General features: G+C 61.9%; 19 protein-coding genes and 1 pseudogene. 11 read left to right on the top strand and 9 right to left on the bottom strand.

All coding sequences use genetic code 11. The features are described 5' to 3' along the window. Window positions 1–99: 99 nt before the first annotated feature. From B5F74_RS10380 to B5F74_RS10365, 4 genes are all read right to left on the bottom strand, one after another. Complete coding sequence (locus B5F74_RS10380; RefSeq protein ID WP_087202245.1) at window positions 100–381, bottom strand: hypothetical protein; 282 nt, start codon at window positions 379–381, stop codon at window positions 100–102. A gap of 438 nt (window positions 382–819) precedes the next feature. Next, the gene (locus B5F74_RS10375) at window positions 820–3,234 is read right to left on the bottom strand and encodes an AAA family ATPase (protein WP_158095760.1); all 2,415 of its coding nucleotides are present in this window, start codon (window positions 3,232–3,234) and stop codon (window positions 820–822) included. 212 nt (window positions 3,235–3,446) lie between these two features. Beyond that, on the bottom strand, window positions 3,447–4,217 hold the full coding sequence (locus tag B5F74_RS10370) for a hypothetical protein (RefSeq protein ID WP_087202241.1): 771 nt from the start codon (window positions 4,215–4,217) through the stop codon (window positions 3,447–3,449). Window position 4,218: 1 nt separating this feature from the next. Then, window positions 4,219–5,502: a hypothetical protein gene (locus B5F74_RS10365; RefSeq protein WP_143753859.1), complete on the bottom strand. Its 1,284-nt coding sequence runs from the start codon at window positions 5,500–5,502 to the stop codon at window positions 4,219–4,221. A 163-nt stretch (window positions 5,503–5,665) separates the two neighbouring features. Between B5F74_RS10365 and B5F74_RS10360 the strand changes: the two genes are divergently transcribed. Then, the gene (locus B5F74_RS10360) at window positions 5,666–5,938 is read left to right on the top strand and encodes a hypothetical protein (protein ID WP_087202238.1); all 273 of its coding nucleotides are present in this window, start codon (window positions 5,666–5,668) and stop codon (window positions 5,936–5,938) included. 724 nt (window positions 5,939–6,662) lie between these two features. Here the strand turns inward: B5F74_RS10360 and B5F74_RS10355 are convergent. From B5F74_RS10355 to B5F74_RS10340, 4 genes are all read right to left on the bottom strand, one after another. Continuing rightward, a complete protein-coding gene (locus B5F74_RS10355) occupies window positions 6,663–8,111 on the bottom strand; it encodes an ATP-binding protein (protein WP_087202236.1) in 1,449 nt (482 codons plus the stop codon). Window positions 8,112–8,180: 69 nt separating this feature from the next. Then, on the bottom strand, window positions 8,181–8,549 hold the full coding sequence (locus tag B5F74_RS10350) for a hypothetical protein (protein WP_087202234.1): 369 nt from the start codon (window positions 8,547–8,549) through the stop codon (window positions 8,181–8,183). A 1-nt stretch (window position 8,550) separates the two neighbouring features. Further along, window positions 8,551–9,624, bottom strand: coding sequence for a site-specific integrase (locus B5F74_RS10345; protein WP_087202233.1), 1,074 nt, complete (start codon window positions 9,622–9,624; stop codon window positions 8,551–8,553). Next, window positions 9,605–9,808: a hypothetical protein gene (locus B5F74_RS10340; RefSeq protein WP_006720085.1), complete on the bottom strand. Its 204-nt coding sequence runs from the start codon at window positions 9,806–9,808 to the stop codon at window positions 9,605–9,607. The genes B5F74_RS10345 and B5F74_RS10340 overlap by 20 nt, the downstream gene beginning before the upstream one ends. 152 nt (window positions 9,809–9,960) lie before the next feature. Between B5F74_RS10340 and B5F74_RS10335 the strand changes: the two genes are divergently transcribed. From B5F74_RS10335 to B5F74_RS10295, 9 genes and pseudogenes are all read left to right on the top strand, one after another. Further along, window positions 9,961–10,395, top strand: coding sequence for a helix-turn-helix transcriptional regulator (locus B5F74_RS10335; protein ID WP_087202230.1), 435 nt, complete (start codon window positions 9,961–9,963; stop codon window positions 10,393–10,395). 13 nt (window positions 10,396–10,408) lie between these two features. Then, window positions 10,409–11,251, top strand: a complete 843-nt coding sequence (locus B5F74_RS10330; protein WP_143753858.1) for a macro domain-containing protein — start codon at window positions 10,409–10,411, stop codon at window positions 11,249–11,251. Beyond that, the gene (locus tag B5F74_RS10325; RefSeq protein WP_087202226.1) at window positions 11,241–11,753 is read left to right on the top strand and encodes a molecular chaperone Tir; all 513 of its coding nucleotides are present in this window, start codon (window positions 11,241–11,243) and stop codon (window positions 11,751–11,753) included. The genes B5F74_RS10330 and B5F74_RS10325 overlap by 11 nt, the downstream gene beginning before the upstream one ends. 413 nt (window positions 11,754–12,166) lie before the next feature. After that, complete coding sequence (locus B5F74_RS10320; protein ID WP_087202224.1) at window positions 12,167–13,468, top strand: AAA family ATPase; 1,302 nt, start codon at window positions 12,167–12,169, stop codon at window positions 13,466–13,468. A gap of 234 nt (window positions 13,469–13,702) precedes the next feature. Next, a complete protein-coding gene (gene hemH / locus B5F74_RS10315; protein ID WP_158095759.1) occupies window positions 13,703–14,692 on the top strand; it encodes a ferrochelatase in 990 nt (329 codons plus the stop codon). 114 nt (window positions 14,693–14,806) lie between these two features. Then, window positions 14,807–14,902: pseudogene (locus B5F74_RS12720) on the top strand (helix-turn-helix domain-containing protein); the annotation flags it as partial. Between the two features lie 8 nt (window positions 14,903–14,910). Continuing rightward, complete coding sequence (locus B5F74_RS10305; RefSeq protein WP_255375120.1) at window positions 14,911–15,309, top strand: DUF3788 domain-containing protein; 399 nt, start codon at window positions 14,911–14,913, stop codon at window positions 15,307–15,309. A 239-nt stretch (window positions 15,310–15,548) separates the two neighbouring features. Then, window positions 15,549–16,148 (top strand): helix-turn-helix transcriptional regulator, encoded by a 600-nt coding sequence (locus B5F74_RS10300; protein WP_087202217.1) that lies wholly within the window; start codon window positions 15,549–15,551, stop codon window positions 16,146–16,148. A 90-nt stretch (window positions 16,149–16,238) separates the two neighbouring features. Further along, window positions 16,239–16,460 (top strand): DUF6440 family protein, encoded by a 222-nt coding sequence (locus B5F74_RS10295; RefSeq protein WP_087202215.1) that lies wholly within the window; start codon window positions 16,239–16,241, stop codon window positions 16,458–16,460. Window positions 16,461–16,693: 233 nt separating this feature from the next. Here B5F74_RS10295 and B5F74_RS10290 read toward each other — a convergent pair whose 3' ends face one another. Then, window positions 16,694–17,443, bottom strand: a complete 750-nt coding sequence (locus tag B5F74_RS10290) for a helix-turn-helix transcriptional regulator (RefSeq protein WP_087202213.1) — start codon at window positions 17,441–17,443, stop codon at window positions 16,694–16,696. A gap of 215 nt (window positions 17,444–17,658) precedes the next feature. Here B5F74_RS10290 and B5F74_RS10285 point away from each other — a divergent pair, with 215 nt between their 5' ends. Continuing rightward, complete coding sequence (locus B5F74_RS10285) at window positions 17,659–18,135, top strand: PH domain-containing protein (protein WP_158095758.1); 477 nt, start codon at window positions 17,659–17,661, stop codon at window positions 18,133–18,135.

Raw genomic sequence — 18,135 nt, 5'->3', positions numbered from 1 at the left:
GCCGAACGGGGGTGGTCGGCGCGCGCATGCTCAAACCCGAAAGTTTTTCGTGCTCATTCCCGAAAGGTCCCCGCGCTCAAACCCGTAAACAAGACGCTATCAAATACAGTTGAGCGCGTGGATGCCCTGGTTGTAGTGGACGCCCCACTTCCTCAGCTCCCTGGCCATGCGCAGGGCGCACCCGGTGTCGAGCAGGATGGGACGGGACGCCGCGACCGCCCTCGCCGCGTCGTCGGGCTCCGCCGCGGCGAGGCGCACGAGGGAGCGGACGAGGTCGGAAAGGCTGATGCCGAGCCGGTCGGCGACCTCTTGGGCCCGGGCTTTGTCCCCAGGGGCGAGACGGACGAAGAGCCTGTCGGGATACCGTTCCACGTCGCTCACGCCCCTTCGTTCTCGACGGCGGCCGTCGCGGACGGCCCCTGAGGGGAGCGGGGGATCCCCCGCAGCCCAGCCGGCGCGCCTACGAGGCGCGGCTGCCGGCGGGGCTCCCGCGGGCCCGGGCGAACGCCAGGCTCGGTGCCCGGGCGGGCGCCGAGGGAGCGCCGCGGGTCGCTGTTCCGGGCGCTGTGCGCACGGAACAGGCTACTTGCTAACCCAGTGGCTAACGTCCCTCTCTGGCTTTCGATCTCAGCTGTCGCGTCGTGGGTGTGCCGCGCGCATCACGGCGCGGCGGGCGTCCTCCTTCATGGCGTGCTCCTTAGCATCAGGTTGCCCCGGCCCATCCGGGGCGCTTGCGCGGGTCGGATCCGCGACATGACATCAATTTACCCTTTTCCCGCAGCCCCTCGTATGCAAGCTAATTGACTTGTGTAGGTCGGTCTATGCATCACTTTGCTCATAGGAATTAAGGCTCTTGATTCTATCTATCCAGCCCTCAAAGTGACTTTCTGCCTCAGAATCCGATATGTGGGCGAGTATATGCTCCTTATTAAGAAGATAGATGAGGCAGAGAGCCTCCCGTATGGACCGGTCGATTCCCTCACTTGAGAACGAATCTGGCGTTTCGATAGACCCCTCGCTATTTATCGGGTCTTTGAGGTGGCTTTCCTGATGCATGGCTAGCTTGAACTGGAAGTCGTGGAAGTATTCGTTCAGGAAGGGGTCATGGGTTAGCGCCCGATCACCTTCCTGCAAAGCGAGTTCATCAAATGGGCGATTGTATTCGAAGGTCGAAAATGCCTCCATCATTCTTCTGGCAGCGTTTCCCAAGCCATCGCGTGTTTCGTCCGAGGGGTTGAGGGTGTGCGCATACGCTTTATTCAAGAGAGTGTCATATGCAGCGTCCTTGTCATCCCAGTCAACGAGGGTGAACCGTCTGAGCTCCTTCGGTTCCTGTCCCCGAACGTTTTTGAGCTCTTGATTGATGTCCTTATATGCAGAAACGAACGATTTCATCGTGAGATAATCGTGTGTCATCAGGATGGCACGTGACTTCGGGTTACCTTGAAGCGTCATCCTCACGAATCTCTTTACGAGTGAAAGAATGCCGACTTTGTTCTCGAAGTCGAAGCTTGACACGGGGTCATCGATAACGAGCAGCGTCTCATCCCCGTACTCTTTGCCTCGAGCCTTTCCTTCGCCGATCTGCGTGAAGAAATAACAGAGTGCTATCGCATTTCTCTCTCCCGAAGAGACGTCTTCGGGCCTGACGTGCGCTCCTCGGGAAATGAGCCTATAGGCTTTTTCGTTTTCTATGATGGGTTCGAGCCTGAGTCTCTCGCAGTTCCCGAAAACTACTGCGAGCATGGTGTTGAGCTTCGAAAGGGCGATATTGGTGTTATTAAGCCTAGCATTGAGCGAAGAGAGCTCTCTTTCGAGCGTAGTTTCAGTCTCTTTGGCATGATTTAGGCTGACGATGCAGATCTCTTTGTTTTCGGTAGAGCCCTTGTAGGCGATAAGCGGCTGGTCTATCTCGACGCGCGCCATCATGTCGCTCAATGAGCAAAGTTTATCCTTCTGTTTGTCGGCCTGGTCGACCCTTTCGTTCCAAGCGGCCGTTTCTTTCCTTAGATTTGCTAGGCTTTCGGAGAGCTCGCCTAAGGCGGTGCTGAGTCCGAGCGAGGCGCTGTCGACGGGGGTGAAGGGGTCTCCCTTCTTTTGTTCGAGAAGGCTCTCGTATCGAGTGATGATATCGAGGCACTTTTCGTAGGCGATTCGGCATGAATCGGCCTCGCGGCGGAGCGAGCTGGCATACGGCTCCAGGTCAAGCTCTTGTCTGTTCTCTGGCAGTGCACCCCCAAGTTCAGCGACGTGCTTCTTTACCTCATCGGCGAGAACGGCGGAGACCTCATCTCCGATGTCTGCGATTTCCTTGCTTGTGATGGGCCTCAGGCAGTATGGGCAGAGGTCAGGCTGGCTGCTCGTAAGGTCGCTTTGGGCGTTCCTCACAAATGGGAGCCCCCTGTTTTGGATGACGGAGAGGATGCGCTGCTCCCGTTCGGTGAGCTCGGGCTTTTCGATGGGCTTGCGTAGGAGGGAGAGTATCTGCTCTTCGTCGATGAGACTCATCCAGCTTGGTATGGTTGGACAGGCGGGCAGCTTCTCAGCGCTCCCGCTCCCTATGGATTGGTAATCGGCAAGTTCCGCCTGGAACCTCTCAGCCAGTACCGAGAGGTCGGAATCGGGCTTTTCCAATCCGATAATTCGAGTGAGGATGCGATCATCGACTCGGGCATTCTTCGTGCCTCCGTCGATTTGCTTCTTGCGGGAAGCCCAGTGTGCGTCCCCTTTAAGTGCGGCAAGTAGTTTTGCTTTCCAGTAATCTGGGCACAGCTCGTCCTCCGGGTTCTCGCTTCTCTCGAGCTGGGTTTCGAGGGTCTTGCGTTCCTCCGTCGCTGTCTCCTTTTGCGCTGTCTTATTTTCTATTTCGTCCTTTATGTTTCCAGCGTCGCCCAGCATGACGATTGAGCCGAGTCCATCGCCCTCAACTCTCAGCTTCTCGTCAACATACTTCTCATTGAAGACTTTTACCTTCAAAAGGGCTTCGTCCATGTTCGGGATTTGGTTGCCGTCGCCATCGAGAAGCTGCAGATCGGCGATGTCTTCCAAGTGGTGCCCAAGCGATTGTTTTCGGAGGGTTTCCGAAAGCGTTGTCTTCCCGCTTCCGTTTCTTCCGAAGATGAGGGAGATTCTGGGCCGCGCCTTATTCCCAGACTTCTTCACGAAGATGTCGAGGTCGGTTTGTGGGGGAAAGCAGCGCCCCGAGATTCTAATTGTGGTGAGCTCTTCGAACATTTCGACCTCCATAGGATCGGCTATCATGAATCATATCAACGCTGCTGGCATGTTTGCGAGTACTGAGTGGGAGGCCATCTCGCAGGCGTTTTTCTTCGGCTCCCCTGCAACCGGGATGGGGATGCAAGGGGGTGGGCCCCTTGCCCGGGGCCGGGGCGGGAAGCCCCGGTCGCCGAGGGCGGCCCGGCGTCGCCGCCGGGCCATCCCCCCTGTCAGGACGTCATGCCCGACACCTCCTCGGCCTCCTCGGCGTCCCCGCACCACGGCCCGAGGTCGGAGCACTCTCCCGCGAGCGGGCAGCCGCCGCACGCCGGGAACGGCCCCGGGGGCCATGCTCTCGTCGCCGGCCATCCCGGCACGTCGAAGAGCGACGCCTGTGCGCCCCGGTGCCACGTCCGCCCGCGCCCTCGGAAGCTCTCGTTCGAGTAGAGGCAGCCTCCGTCGGCGACCCAGCGCCCGAACGTGAGGACGCGCGCGTCTCCGGTCATGAGCAGGAAGCGCGAGCCCTGTGCGGTCGCCTCGACGATGCGTCGCTGGGCCGCGCCCGAGAGGCCGCCGCGCATCCCCTTGAGCGGGGCGAGGACGTTGCGGGCGTACGCCATGCTGTCGGACACGTCCGGCGAGGTGTCGAGCCCGGCCAGCGTCCCGTTGTGCATGAACCCCGCGGCGGCGCTGGCGGATTCCGCGCGCATGGCCCCGTAGTCCTTGCACACGGCGAAGGGGTGGCAGCACCCGGGCTTGACCCTCCCGTGCGTCGCGATGCGGAAGTGCAGGGCGACGGGGAGCCCCCGCGCGTCGCGCGGGAGCTCGCTTGAGAGCGCCGATTCGAGGTCGCCCCACCCCATGAATCCCTTTCGGAGCTGGACGCGGCCCTTCTCGGGCCACATGAAGCCCGCGCCGTCCGGGTTCTCCTCGAAGCATCGGCGCAGGGTGTCGGCCGGTGGCATCTCCGAGCCCTCCGGCTTGTAGACGATGATGCACATGCTAGGCTCCCATCGCGGTCGCGGTGCCCGTCGGCGGGGCGGCGTTCGCGAGCCCCCTGTCGGCGAGATACGCCGCGAGCTCGCCCGCCCCCTCCGGGCACCTTTCCAATATCTCGTCGCACAGCGCGTACCACGTGAGCCGTTCGAGCTGCCCGGGGGTGAGACCCCTCACCACGGCGCACATCCCCGCGACGAGCGCGAACGTCGCGAACAGCGTCTCCGGCCTGAGCGTTCCGCGGAACATCCTCAGCTCGATGGTCGCCTCGTTCTGGATGTTCACCGCCTGGTAGCGGTCGTGGCGGGCCGTCCTGTGGACGAGGCGGGCGGTCGCTATCCACCCCTCGTTGCCCTGCGGGGTGTCCGGGCGTCTCGCCCATCGGTTCAGCTGCTCGCGCCTCCTTCGGCTGAAAATCGCAAGGGGCTCGAACAGCCGATCGACGAGGGCGAGCATCTTGTACTCTGCGAGCGCCTGAGCGGTCGGGCTCTGCCCGAAGTACGCCCGGCTCACGTGCACGTGCAGGCCGCATGTCCTCGTGTCGTGGCTCCTCATGCCCGCGTCCTCGGCGGCGGCGCATATCGAGCGCCAGAGCGCCTTGCCCTCCGGCGACAGGAGCGTCGCGGGGCTCATCGGGTGGGTGACGAGTTCGACGCCGTCGTCGAGGCTCGAGTCTCGCTTGAAATAGAGGTAGTCGCTCCCGGCGACCGCGAGGATGCCCCTCGCGGCACGTTCCGGCGAGCCCCCGTCCATCTCCAGCTCGATCCCCAGCGCGAGCGCGTTCGCGTCCTCCCCGTCGGCACGATGGAATATCGGCTCCGGCTTGTACGAGTAGGGGTGGATGAGCCTGCTCCCCCGTCTCGCGGCGCACCTGCGGCATAGGTGCTCGTCCGCGTCCTCGCCCTCCTCGAGGTCGTCTGCGGGGAAGTACTCCCCGCATTCCGAGCACGCGTCCCAGCCGTCCCAGCACGACGAGCAGACGGTCTGGCCGTAGGCGTCGACGAGGAAGTCGGTCGAGGCGCGCTCGTGAAGCTCCCCGCACTCGCGGCAGGTGTAGCAGAGCCGCTCGACGCACTCGCGGCAGAGGGTTCGGCCTGACGACGGGCGGCGAGCGTCGGCCGCCGGCACGGTCGCGCCGCACTCGTCGCAGCGCGTGTAGAGGCGCTGCGCGCACTCCGGGCAGACCCCCTCGACGCCGCCCTCCTGTGGCGTGTAGTTCCCGCCGCAGTGCCGGCAGAAGTGGAACAGGGGCTCGATGTCGGACGGGGGCACGTATCTTCTCCTTGGCATTTTTCACTCCTCCTTCCCGCCGCGCTTGGCGGCGGTCCCGCGCCCGGCGCGGTGCCGGGCGCATGTCCTTTGCGGTCGTATGCTGCTGTCAAGGTGCGCGTCCCCTCGGCGGGGTAGAATGCTGGGAACAGGAGTTTGGCGGCGGCCTCGGAAGGGGGACGAGATGGGCGTCTTCGAGCATTTCAGGGAGCATCCCGGCGACCGTCCCTACCGGCGTTGCCCCGCGTGCGGCGGGGACCTCCGCATGTTCCGGTACTTCCGTCGCCCGGGGGAGATTGCGTTCTACTGCCCCGCTTGCGACTGGAACGCGTCCGTCACCGACGTGGACGAGGCGAGGGGCGTGCCCTCCGACGGTCCCATGCGCTATCTCGACGGGGACTCGCTCGTGACGCTCGGCGGCCGCTTCGGCCTCGTGGAGAACACGGCCGACCTCTAGGCTCTTCCTCATCGCCCTCACGCTCCTTCCCTGGCCCGGCTATGCCTCGTTAGCTGCCGACCGCCCGGAGCGGGAGCGGAGGGCGCGCGGGGCCCCGCGCGCCGCAAGGGGGGAAGCGAAGGCGAAGCCGCTGGTTTTTCGGCAGGGAGGCTCCGCCGCCCGGTTGTTTTGGGCGAGCTTCGCCGGCACCGCTCTGAGCGGGGCCGGCCGAGCCCGAAAGAAGCCGGAAAAGCATCGCGGCCCTTGCGGGGGAAGCGGGCCCCGTGACAGGCTGCGCGCACGAGGAATAACCGGCATCCGCCGGCCTCGGCTCGTCGTTATTTGGTTGTCTCTGGATTTCGTTCGATCGGCTCAGCGCCTGGCCGAGAGGGAGAAGTCGGTTCCTGCTCTGACCACTCGGACTTGCTCTTACCCGGACTAACCTCTACGTGGAATGACGTGCTATGCGCCTGAGCTGCGGATATTATGCTGCGGGTAGCCGGGTTGCTGCTGGGCTACTCGGAACTACTCGGACTTACTCGGAACTACTCGGACTTACTCGAACCCAGTAAAACGGCTTGTCGAAATGGCTACCGAGGTGTTTTACCTGCGATTTTATCGGATTACGGCGCAAGATGGGCCAATCGTCGCCCTTACCTACTCGGAACTACTCGGACTTGCTCTTACCCGCTCGGCCCCGCAGGCCCGGGAATCTCGCCGGGCCTGCGGAGCCGTCTTATCAGTCTTAACGGGGGCGGGGGAAGGAGTAGTACTGGGACGGGTCCTTGGGGCCGGAGCCGTGCCATGAGAGGATGCCTTTGCCGACGAGGCCCCTCAGGGTCGACCTGGCGAACTTGGCGCTTCTTCCGAGGTGCTCGGACAGCTGCTTGACGGTGACCTTGCCCCTTGCATACACGATCTGGACCGCTGACAGCTCGGGCTCGGTGAGGGCCCTGTACGCGTCCTCGCCGACGATGCCGGAGACGGTGTCGCTCTGCCGGAGGACGCGCGACGTTATGCTGTTCTCGAGCGTGAGCAGCACCGAGGAGTCGTTCGGCTCCGAGAAGACGGGGTCGTTGAGGAAGAAGCCGGCCATCTCGTCGTAGATTCTCTGCACCCCCTCGTTGAGCTCCCTCACCCAGCCGAACTCGACGAGGGTGCGGGCGATGATGGGGTTGCGCGACCAGCGGGTGTGGCGCATGTTCTCGAGGGTGACGATGTTGGGGAGCTTTCCGGGGCTGAGGATCTCGAGGCGGTCGTCGTACATCATGACGCGGATGTAGTCGCCAGAGTAGGCGTAGTTCCTGTGCGTGACCGCGTTGACGAGGCCCTCGAACCACGCGAACTCCGGGTACTCGGGGATGATCTTGAACTTCCCGTCGTCCCCCAGGAACTGGAACTCCCGGAGCTGGCTGGAGATCATCTGCTTGGCACCCTCGATTACCTTGGGGAGGGGCCCGTCGAAGGTCCTGTCCTTCACGATGTTCAGGCGCCGCCCGGTCTCCATCCTGCTGCCGTCGAAGCGCATGACCCTCACGCGGGCGCACGGGATGAACTGCGTGGGGTTCCTTGCGAACAGGAGAACCCCCGCGTTGGTGAGGTGTCCGTCGACGAGCATCCCCCTGCTCCTGAGTATCTGCTCGTAGGGGGCGTCGGTCCCGAGCTCCTCCCGGTAGCGGTCCATCACCTCGCGGTCGATGTCGTCGATGCCGGACCTGTCTGCCAGTTCGTCCTCGAAGCGCCTCTGGTTCTTGTCGTACTCGAGCGCGCGAACCTGCTCGCGGTCCAGCCGGACGCTCTCGTCCTTCTGCCTGAGGAAGACCTCGCCGTCGCGCTTTCTCGCGATGACCCGATCTGTTGAGGCCTGGACGTCGAGGACGAGGATGCGATCGCTCTCCCCGCTCGAGTTGGTGACGTTGACCTCCTCGGCCCTGACGGCGGGGACGGGGTCGCAGCACGTGATGGGGGCCTGGAGGAAGTCCTCGATGTCGTGGGCGCCCCTGCGCCTGAAGCCGGTGATCTCGCCGTCGTCCTCGATGCCGATGACGAGCTTGCCGCCGGATGCGTTCGCAAAGGCGCTGATGTGCCTGGAGATGTCGTTAGCGTCCTTCCGGGCGCTCTTGCGGTCGAAGTACTGGTTCTCCTTCTCCGAGGAGAACCGTTTCGGATCGTTTTGTTCGATGGGGTGCTGCATCGGGCCCTCCTGTCCTTGGGCGATATTTTATCGTACGGTTGCGGCAGGCTGACCGATGAGGTTTGCCCCTCATCTCCGCGACATGCCGAAGATGAGGGCGTCCTCCCGCTCGACGTCCGAGGGCTCCTCCTCGCCGCGCATGGCGGCGAACTCCCGCGCGAGGAAGTCGACGGTCCAGGCGAGCCCCTCGTCGACCTCGCCGGCGGACCGTATGCGCCTGAGCTCCCGGTACACGCGCGCCATCTCGTCGCGGAGCATCTTGTAGACGCGCACGTCGGGCCTGACGACGACCTCCTCCTCGAGGGCCCGCTTGTAGAGGTAGTCCTGCTTGGTCATGCCCGACGTGCGCGCCATGAGGTCGATGCGCCTGGCCTGCTCGGGCGTGACGCGGAAGCCGATGGTGACGCTCCTCTCGCGGGCGGAGTTGGGGCAGGGCATGTCAGTTCTCCCTTCTCGCCCCGTCCAGGGCGCGGGCCATGTCGGCTTGGACGCTGGGGAACAGATGGGCGTAGCGGTAGGTGATGTCGGCCGCCTCGTGGCCCATGCGGTCCGCGATGGCGAGCGCGGTGAAGCCCATGTCGATGAGCAGCGACACGTGGCTGTGCCTGAGGTCGTGGACGCGGATCGGCTCGAGGCCCGCCGCCTTGCTGCCGCGCGCCATCTCGTGGCTGAGGAAGTACTTGGTCACGGGGAAGATCCGCTCGTCGGGGTCGAGGTCGAGCGCGGAGAGGAACGCCTCCATCTCCTCCGCGTAGAAGCGCGGCATGGCGATGACGCGCTTCGACTTCGGGGTCTTCGGGTCGGTGAGGACGTCCTGTCCGTCGATGCGCTGGTAGGACTCCGCGACGGTGAGGGTCCCCCGCTCGAAGTCGAACCTCCGCGGCTTCAGGGCGAGCAGCTCCCCCTCGCGCACGCCGCACCAGTAGAGCGTCTCGAAGGCGTGGAAGGAGAGCGGCTTGTCCATGATCTCGTCCGAGAACCTGAGGTACTGGTCCTTGGTCCAGAACCTCATCTCGCCGGCGGACTTCGACCCCATGGACTCGGCCCTGCGGCACGGGTTCGACGAGAGGCCGTAGAATCGCACGGCGTGGTTGAAGAGCGCGCAGAGCTGGTTGTTGACGGTCTTGAGGTAGGTCGCGGAGAACCCGCCCCCGCTCGGCTTCTCGAGGGCCATCAGCTCGTTCTGCCACCTCACGATGTCGACCGGGGCGATCTGGTTCATGCGCTTCTCGCCCAGGTAGGGGAGGATGCGCTTCGTGATGATGGACTCCTTGGTCTTCCAGGTGTTCAGGCGCAGGCGCGGCCCCATGTCCTTCTTGTAGAGCTCGAGGAAGTCGACGAGCTTCATGTCCATGTCGCCCGCCTGCACGGCGTAGAAGTCGCGCTCCCACGCGAGCGCCTCGGGCTTGGTCTTGAAGCCCCGCTTCACCTTGTGGGCGCGCTTGCCGTCGTAGGTCTTGTACCAGGCCTGGACGTACCAGGTGCCGTTCCGCTTATCCCTTGTCACCGACATCGGAATCCCCCTCGCCCTCGAACAGGCGCTTTTCGAAGTACGCGCGGCTGACCCGCCCGGGCACGGTGATGCACCCCCGCTCCTCCATCTCCTTGTTGAGCCGGCGGATGAGCTTGTAGGCGTAGGCGCGCGACATGCCGAGGGCCTCGGCGACCTCGTCCGCGCCGATGGTTCTGCTCTCCATCTCTCTCCAATCTCGCGACAGCACGAAAACGTGCTGTCAGTTCGGATACTAGCAGCACGAAATCGAACGGTCAACATGACAATCCTTCATATCCTGATGCGTTATCCTGAGATAAGCAGGTACACCAGATATACGAGAGAGACAGGGGAGACATGGCGGACGGCAGCAGGATACGCGAGCTCCGGACGAGGCGCGGCCTCCTGCAGCGCGAGCTCGCCGAGATGGCGGGCGTGACCGAGTCCGCGGTGCGCAACTACGAGCTCGGGCTCAGGACGCCCCGGCCGCAGCACCTGGAGGCCCTCGCGAGGGCGCTCGGGGTGGATCCGGCCGCGCTCGTCGACTACGGGCTCGAGACGGCCCGCGACGCGCTCGAGGTTCTGTTTCGCCTCGAGGAGGGATTCGGCGCGAGGCCGGAGGTCGACGCGGGTGGCGCTCGGGTCGTCGTGGACCCTGCGGCGCCCGGCGCCCAGAAGCTCGACGCGGCGGTCAGGGCGTGGGCCACGATGCGCGCGAAGCGGGACTCCGGGGAGATCTCCGAGGAGGAGTACCTCGACTGGAAGCGCGGGTTCGGTAAGAGAGTTGGTTGAGATCGGAGGGGGCATGGGGCTGCCTCAGGGTGCCAAATTATCCATTCTGAAGAAGGATGCGATTTCCGTCGCTGCCGGAATTGTAGCCGCGGTGGAGACAGCGCTTGCGGTTTCTGGTATTTCACTTCATGACATGATTCCCGGTCAAGCATGGTGGGTCTACCTGCTCATTGTGCTTGCCGTGTTCGCGGCGCTCGTAGCATCTATCCGCTTTATTCTGGCCTGTCTCTACAGAGAGCATATCGAACTAGAAATAAATGGCAATCGAATTGAGATCGTTGAAGGAGACCTTTTTGCCCAAGATGGGAAAAAGGTTATTCCGTTCAATGAGTACTTCGATTCCGATGTCGACGACATCGTTATCTCTCATTCCTCGCTGAACGGTAAGTTCATCGATCACTATGTTGATGATTTGGCTGAATTGAGAAGGGGAGTTGAAAGCGAAAGGAGTTCGCCCCTTCCTGTACGTGATTGCGAAGGTCGCCGTCAATATGACCTTGGGACAATCAAACGGTTTGGGGAGGATTATCTCTTACTCGCATTTTCGCATTTCGATGGGCAAAACCAAGCTCGTCTGACGATGGCTGAATACGAGAGATGTCTCATGAACATGTGGCAAGAGCTTTGTAGGACGTATGCGGGACGGCCAATTTCGCTTCCGCTCTTGGGGTCGGGAATTACTCGATTCGATGATGTTCGGCAAAAGAGCGAGAGCGAACTGTTGAAGTGTATGCTGTGCACTTTGAGATCGACTGGCTGTTATTTCTCGCAGCCTATCAGCATCGTTCTCACCAGTGAAGCAATGAGCAAAGTTGATCTTTATGAGATGAAGGGGGTTTCACGGTATGGCCTATAGGACGAAGACGTATATCGCTGGGGATTGGGACGGGGACAAAGACGCAATTGACCAGCTGTACAAATGGAAGGAGAGCAAGTATCTTTCGCTTGACTTCATCGATGCTCACGATCTTCATCAGGCTCGGGACACGAGTTTGAATTGCAGTATCAAAAAGTCACTTAGCCAGCGACTTAATGTCTCGAAACGTTTTGTGCTCGTTGTGGGAGAGAAAACTAAGGATCTCAGGAGTGGCGGCTGTCAACTGTGCTCGAGCTATAACAGCTGGACCGGGGCTTGCGCTCGTGACTACCATGTCGATTATCGCAGCTATGTTGAGTACGAGTGCGAGAAGGCGAAAAGTGGCGAGTTGGCTATTGTTGTCCTTTACAACTCGACGCACGTTGATAGGAATAGGTGCCCGGATTGTATCAAATGGTCTGGGAAGCACGTGGCAATGCAATATTGCAAAAACGGAAAGTATTATTGGGATTATCAGGCCGTAAAGGAAGCTCTGAGCTGAAGCAAGATTGTGCTGTTATCTTAAGGACAGTTTGACAGTGGGCTATCGAGTGAACTTGTAGTCGGGTTTGGCTGTGCGGGTTTTGAAGTACCCGTCTTCGCGTGTATGCGATAGCCTCCTGGACTCTCGTCGTGTGCACAGCGCGTGGCCCTTTCGTCCCGGAAGCCGCCGACCGAAAAACCGGTGTTGAGTTCATTTTGAGTTCAACTCGGGGACGTGAAATGCGGCTGATTTCGGTTAATGGGGAGACGACGGTACACCACGTAGACGAACGGTGATGAAAGGACACATTTTGATTACTGAGTGGGAGTAGCAGGTTCCGCCTGATTTTCTCCAAGCTTGGCTTTTTTACGGCCTTATTTTCGCCAACTAATGCGAAAATAAGGCCGTAACCTGTTTGTGAGGAGGAAAGCATGGACCGGTTCCTCATGAATGAGCTCATCGCCTGGAAAAACAGGCCCCGCCGAAAGCCGCTTATCCTCAACGGCGCGCGCCAGGTCGGCAAAACGTGGCTGCTCAAAGAGTTTGGAAAAAGGCACTTTGACAACGTCGCATACGTGAACCTGGACGACAACCCTAGCATGCGCGAACAGTTCGAACTCGGCTACGACGTCCCCCGCATCATCTCCGCTATCCAGTTCGATACCGGGCAGGCTGTGTCCGAGGGCGGCACCCTCATCATCCTGGACGAGATTCAGGCGTGCCCGAAGGCGCTTACTTCCCTCAAGTACTTCTGCGAGAATGCCTCCGGGTACGCGGTCGCCGCAGCGGGATCGCTTCTGGGCATCACGGTTCATGAGGGCAGCGGGTATCCTGTTGGCAAAGTCAACACGCTAGACCTCCACCCTCTCCATTTCCGAGAATATCTCGTAGCTACGGGCAATCAAAACCTTTGTGATCTGATCGACTCTGGAAACGTTGACCTGATTAATTCCTTCTCCAGTAAGCTCATCCCCTTTCTTCGCCAGTACTATTACGTCGGGGGCATGCCTGAGGCGGTGAGCGCCTTTCTCGACCGAGGTCTTTTGAAGGACGCGCGCGAGGTGCAGCTCGAGATACTCCAAGGCTATGAGCGGGACATCTCGAAGCACCTGAGTAGGACCGAGAGTGAGTATGCACTCGCCGCGTGGAGGTCGATTCCGTCCCACCTTGGGAGAGAGAACAAGAAGTTCGTGTTCAGCCACATCGCTTCGGGTGCACGGGCGAGGAACTACCAGGCGGGCATTACGTGGCTCACCCAGGCGGGGATTACGACCCTCGTTCGTAGGATATCGAAGCCTGGAATTCCACTGTGTCCCTACGCCGACGACACGGCGTTCAAGCTCTTCCTAGTCGACGTTGGTCTGCTGGGGGCGATGGCGGGGCTCGACAAGGAGACGGTCGTCGGGGGCAGCGAGATCTTCGAGGAGTTCAAGGGCTCCCTTACCGAGCAGTACGTCTGTCAGCAGCTCGTCTCCGACTGCGGGCTCGTTCCATATTACTGGTCTGCCGAGAATTCCTCGGGAGAGGTCGACTTCTTGGTGCAGAGGTCGAACAGCGTCTATGCAATCGAGGTGAAGGCGGAGGAGAACCTGCGGGCAAAGAGTCTCCGGGCGTTCAAGGGGGCGCATCCGGAGATAAGGTCCGTGCGTTTCAGCCTTTCCGGCTACCGCGAACAGGACTGGATGAGAAACGTCCCGCTGTACGCGATGTCGAATGCGGGGCTGTGGGGATAGGCGCGGGGTCAAGCGAGCGAACTGGTGAAGAGTGAGGACGATAGACGGTGTCTTCATATTTCAAGCATGGTGTGTGGGAAAACAGGGGGCGCAAACAGAAAGAAGAATTCGGGGAAGGGGCCATATTTTTCTGCTGACAGGTCTCATCGTGAAGGATGGGCAAGGGTGTCTTCGCGCCAAACTGCACGCTCCTTGCGGCTCACAATCGGAAGACGTTTTGCTATAGTCGGCTCCATGGACTGCTTGCATGAAAAAACCGGGGTCATCCTGATCAACACGGGATCTCCCGCATCGCCGGATCCCGAGGACATCCGTTCCTACCTCATCGAGTTTCTCTCCGATAGGAATATCGTCCGCGTTCCCCATGCGATATGGCTCCCCATCCTCCATGGAATCGTGGCGCGCAACCGTCCGAAGAAAACCGCCCCTCGGTATCGGCAGGTGTGGACGCCTGAGGGCGCACCCCTGCTTGTCGAGTCGCTCAAGCAGCGCGACGAGCTCAACGAACGCATGTCTCGGGAGGGGCTGCCCTTTGTTTCCGAGGTCGGCATGCGCTACGGATCGCCTTCCATCGAAGATGCCGCAGCTTCGTTGAGGCGCCAGGGGTGCACGCGGCTTCTCGGGTTCCCGCTCTTTCCGCAGACGGCAACCTGCACGGTGGGCACCTGCAAGGAGCGGTTTCTGAGCGTTGTCGCCCCCTCCGAGGCGGTGGGGGTCGTCGAGGGCTATGCGGACAACCCGCTCTATTGGGGCGCGCTCGCCCGGTCGATTGCGGAGCGGTGGGAATGGCGCCCGGGAAGCAAGGTCCTGTTCTCGTTTCACTCGGTGCCCCTGAACGACGTCGAGGCGGGCGATACCTACCTCGATGAGGTTCGGGATTCGATGGGTCAGGTAGCCAATCTCCTGGGGCTTTCCGCCGACGACTGGGCCGTCGCGTACCACTCGCGCTTCGAGGATTCGCGCTCGTGGGCGACGCCGCATCCCAACACGATTCTGGATACCTGGGCAGACGAGGGCGTGGACCGAATCGCCCTCGTGACGCCGGGTTTCGCGTCCGACTGCCTCGAATCGCTGTACGACATCGCGTCTGTTGCCAAGGGGCGCTTTGAGCAGCGCTGCCGTGCGCGCGGCGGGAATCCTGACGTTACCTACATCCCGGCGCTCAATCACCGGGATGACCATATCGACCTGCTGCTCGACGAGATCAAGCGGGCGCTGCGGTAGCCAGGGAGTTGGCTGGCGCGGCGCGGCAGGCGCGGGCCATGCAACAGGTTGTTGCTCGACGTGCCGGGCACCGCCGGTGACAAAGGTGGTAGACCCGACCGAGAGGAGTCCTCGATGATCATGCTGAAAGATGCCCTGTCACGCCTGCGCCGCGAGCGTGGCCTCACCCAGGAGGAGCTGGCGCGTCGGCTCTACATCACCCGTCAGGCCGTGAGCAAGTGGGGGACCGACCGCACCTATTCGGAGAACGCCTGTACGGCTTGTGGAACATGCTCGCCGAGCGTATCGACGCCCTGTACGACATGGACCGCATCTGGGATTCCGGCGGCAAGGGGTGGAGCTATGAGCTCAAATGGCGCAGGGGCGGAAAGACCTTGTGCGCTCTCTACGCGAAAGAGGACAGTATCGGCTTCATGGTCATTCTGGGCAAAGCCGAGCGTGAGAAATTCGAAGCTCTCCGCGGTGGTTTCTCTCCACAGATCTGGGCTGTCTATGATGCTGCCCGGACCTACCATGACGGCAAGTGGATTATGTTCGAGCCAACCGACGAGTCCCTCTTTGACGACTTCATGCGTCTGCTCGCCATCAAGCGCCGTCTGAACAGAAAGTCCCGATAGTCCTCCGTCTCGAAAGCATCCTTCTCGTCTGCGCGAACCATCGCATCAACTGGTAACCAGCCCCTGCTTGAGATGTCGCCAAGCCGAATAGCGGCCTCTGCGCCCATGAACAAATCCCCAGCTCAAAGCACCTGACAAAAACTTTTTGCAAGCTGAATTCGTCCAAAACCGTCGCTGTAAAAGCGTTTCGATGGTACCTTGTTCGCGACCTGATAGACCGTGGGCCAAAGGGAGGACGCGTGGAGCTCGCAAGGCGCATCAAAGAACACCGCGAGCGGCTCGGGATGTCCCAGAGCGAGCTCGCCAAGAAGGTGTTCGTGTCGCGTCAGACCATATCCAACTGGGAGACCGACCGCACCTATCCCGATGTGCAGAGCCTGATCATCCTGGGCGGCCTGTTCGGCGTCAGCATCGACGCCCTCGTCAAGGAGGACTCGCGTGAGATACGCGATGCGCTGGCAACGGGGGCAAAGAAGATGAGGCGTCTCGGCGCCGTCGCGACGGCATGCGGTCTTGCCTGCTTGGCGTGGGTCATCGTGGGCATCGTCCTGGACCTGGACATCGCGGCCATCGCGGTGCCTGCGGCAGCGCTCTTCATCCCCGCGATGATCGCGGCGTTTTTCATCGACAAGATGCGGCACGACAACCAGCTGTACGCCTACCAGTCGGTCGAGGCGTACCTGGCGGGCGAGGATCCCGAGGTGGGCTGCCGCTATAACCAGCGCGCCGGCAGGCATTGGGTCGCGCGACGAGTCGTGCAGACCGTCCTTGCCGTCATCGTCGGCCTTTGCTGCGGATGGGGAGCCGCCGGCATCATCTTGAGGCTGGTGGAGGGCTAGCCCCGCTCGATCTCGCCGCCGACCAACACCGGTATCAATCAAACATGTTTGAACGATAGCAAGCAACCGATCACTCAGAAAGGAACGGCTATGGCACACGACCGCTTTGTCGAGGTCTACTCCCAGGGAGTGACCAACGTCCGCAAGATCATCGTCGATACGCAGACAGGGGTGAACTACCTGCTGATGTCATCCAATATGACAGGAGGCAGCGGCATCACCGTGCTGGTCGACGCCGACGGTAAGCCGTTGGTCACGCCGCTGGACGGGAGCGATCCCGTCGCGATGGGCCAGCTGCTCAATCGGGAGTAGCGGCCCTCCAGGTGCTTCAGGAGCCCGCGATGCCGGCGAGGGAAAACATCTCGCCGGCATCGCGGAGTCCGGGCTTTGCCGATGCGGACGGGGTGCGGTTTCGCCCTCTTCGATCGGGTCTCGAGGCCTTACCCGCTAACAGTACCCGCTAACGGTACCCAGAACTGGCAGTGAGGGCCTCAAAATGCGCCCTCACTGCCAGTTCTGGGTACCGTTGGAGGGTGTTCTACACATTATCCCGGCGTCGCGGCCGTCGCACGGCGGATGCCGCAGAGGACATCCCTCAGGGCCGAGGCGTCGGCCTCCTTCTCCTCAAGCGTGCGTTGCACGAGCTCTTCCGCCCGTTCGAGCTCGCCGGATGCCGCGAGCGCCGTTGCCTCCATGATGCGCGGGTCGGCTTGGGGTGCCCGGATGGAGCGGGCCGCCTCGAGCGCCTCGTCGTGCCTGCCGACCAGAACGTACTGTCCTGCAAGAACGAAGGCGGCGGCTTCGCGTTGCTCGAGGGAGCCCTCTTGCCGGCAGCGTTCAAACAGCTCGATGCTGCGCGCGAGCGCGGTCTTCGCGGCGCCTTCCTGCGCCGGGGACCGTGCAGGGTCGTTCGCGGCGCAGGCTCCCTGTGCGATCTCCATGAGTGCGGACGCCACGGCGAAGGCGAGCGTGATGCTTGCGGGGTGGAGCCGCAGTGCGCGCTCGCACCGCTCGATGGCCCCAGAGATGTCGCGTCGGGCCAGCGCGTCCCGGGCGGATTCGACCAGCTCCTCGGCGTGCTCCTCGCTCACATCGGGATCGAATCCCAGCAGCTCGTCCGTCGTGATGCCGAGCATCGCCGCAAGGGGACCGAGCATCGTTACGTCCGGAAGCGTCTGGCCGGTCTCCCATTTGGAGACCGCCGCCGGGGTGAGCCCCAGCGCTTGGGCGAGGCGCTCTTGGGTGTAGCCGCGCGCCCGTCGTTTTTCTCGAATGGTCTTTGCTATGTTCAACATGGCTTTCTCCTTCTGTGGACGGTGCGCGCACGTTTGAGCTCGAAATCATTATCGGATGCGCCGCGGACGCGGGGTAGCGATTGTCGCTCCAGTTTGCGCCGACTCTTGTCGAGTGCGGCTCCAGTCGACGTACCCGTCTTCCGATTGAAATGCGTTCGGGGGGGGGTGCTATCATGCTGATCAACATGTCGACCGCATGTCAGGAGGAGTTTTCCATGGGGCTTCCCTCTCATCGCCTCGATCCGCGCATGCTGCGGGTTTGGTATGCCAGTTCGCTCGCGCTCATCGCCGGGACCGTCGTGGTGGGGGCTGTCGCCACGCTGATCGTCCAGCGGCTCGGCGGGCCCGTCCTCATCCCGGTCGCCATCGCCGCCGCTCTATTGGTCATCGGGCTGTGCGACATGGCGATCAGCCCGCGCGTTGAGTACGCGACCTGGCGCTACGAGGTTACTCCCACCGAAGTCGACCTCTACCACGGCGTGTTCGTCAAGAAGCGCGCCATCGTCCCGCTCGTGCGCGTGCAGCACGTCGAGACCAAGCAGGGACCGTTTCTCAAGGCGAGCGGCCTGGCCGCCGTGCGCATCTCCACGGCGGGCGAGAGCTTCGAGATTCCCGGCCTTGCCGAAGACGACGCCAACATGCTGCGCGATCGCGTTGCCGAGCTCGCCCGTCTCGCCAAGGAGGATGTGTAG

The sequence above is a fragment of the Collinsella sp. An271 genome (genome assembly GCF_002159695.1).
GTDB classification, from domain to species: Bacteria; Actinomycetota; Coriobacteriia; order Coriobacteriales; family Coriobacteriaceae; genus Collinsella; species Collinsella ihumii.
The sequence above is the reverse complement of the archived record's forward strand: the minus strand, read 5'-3'. Positions and strand labels throughout refer to the sequence as shown.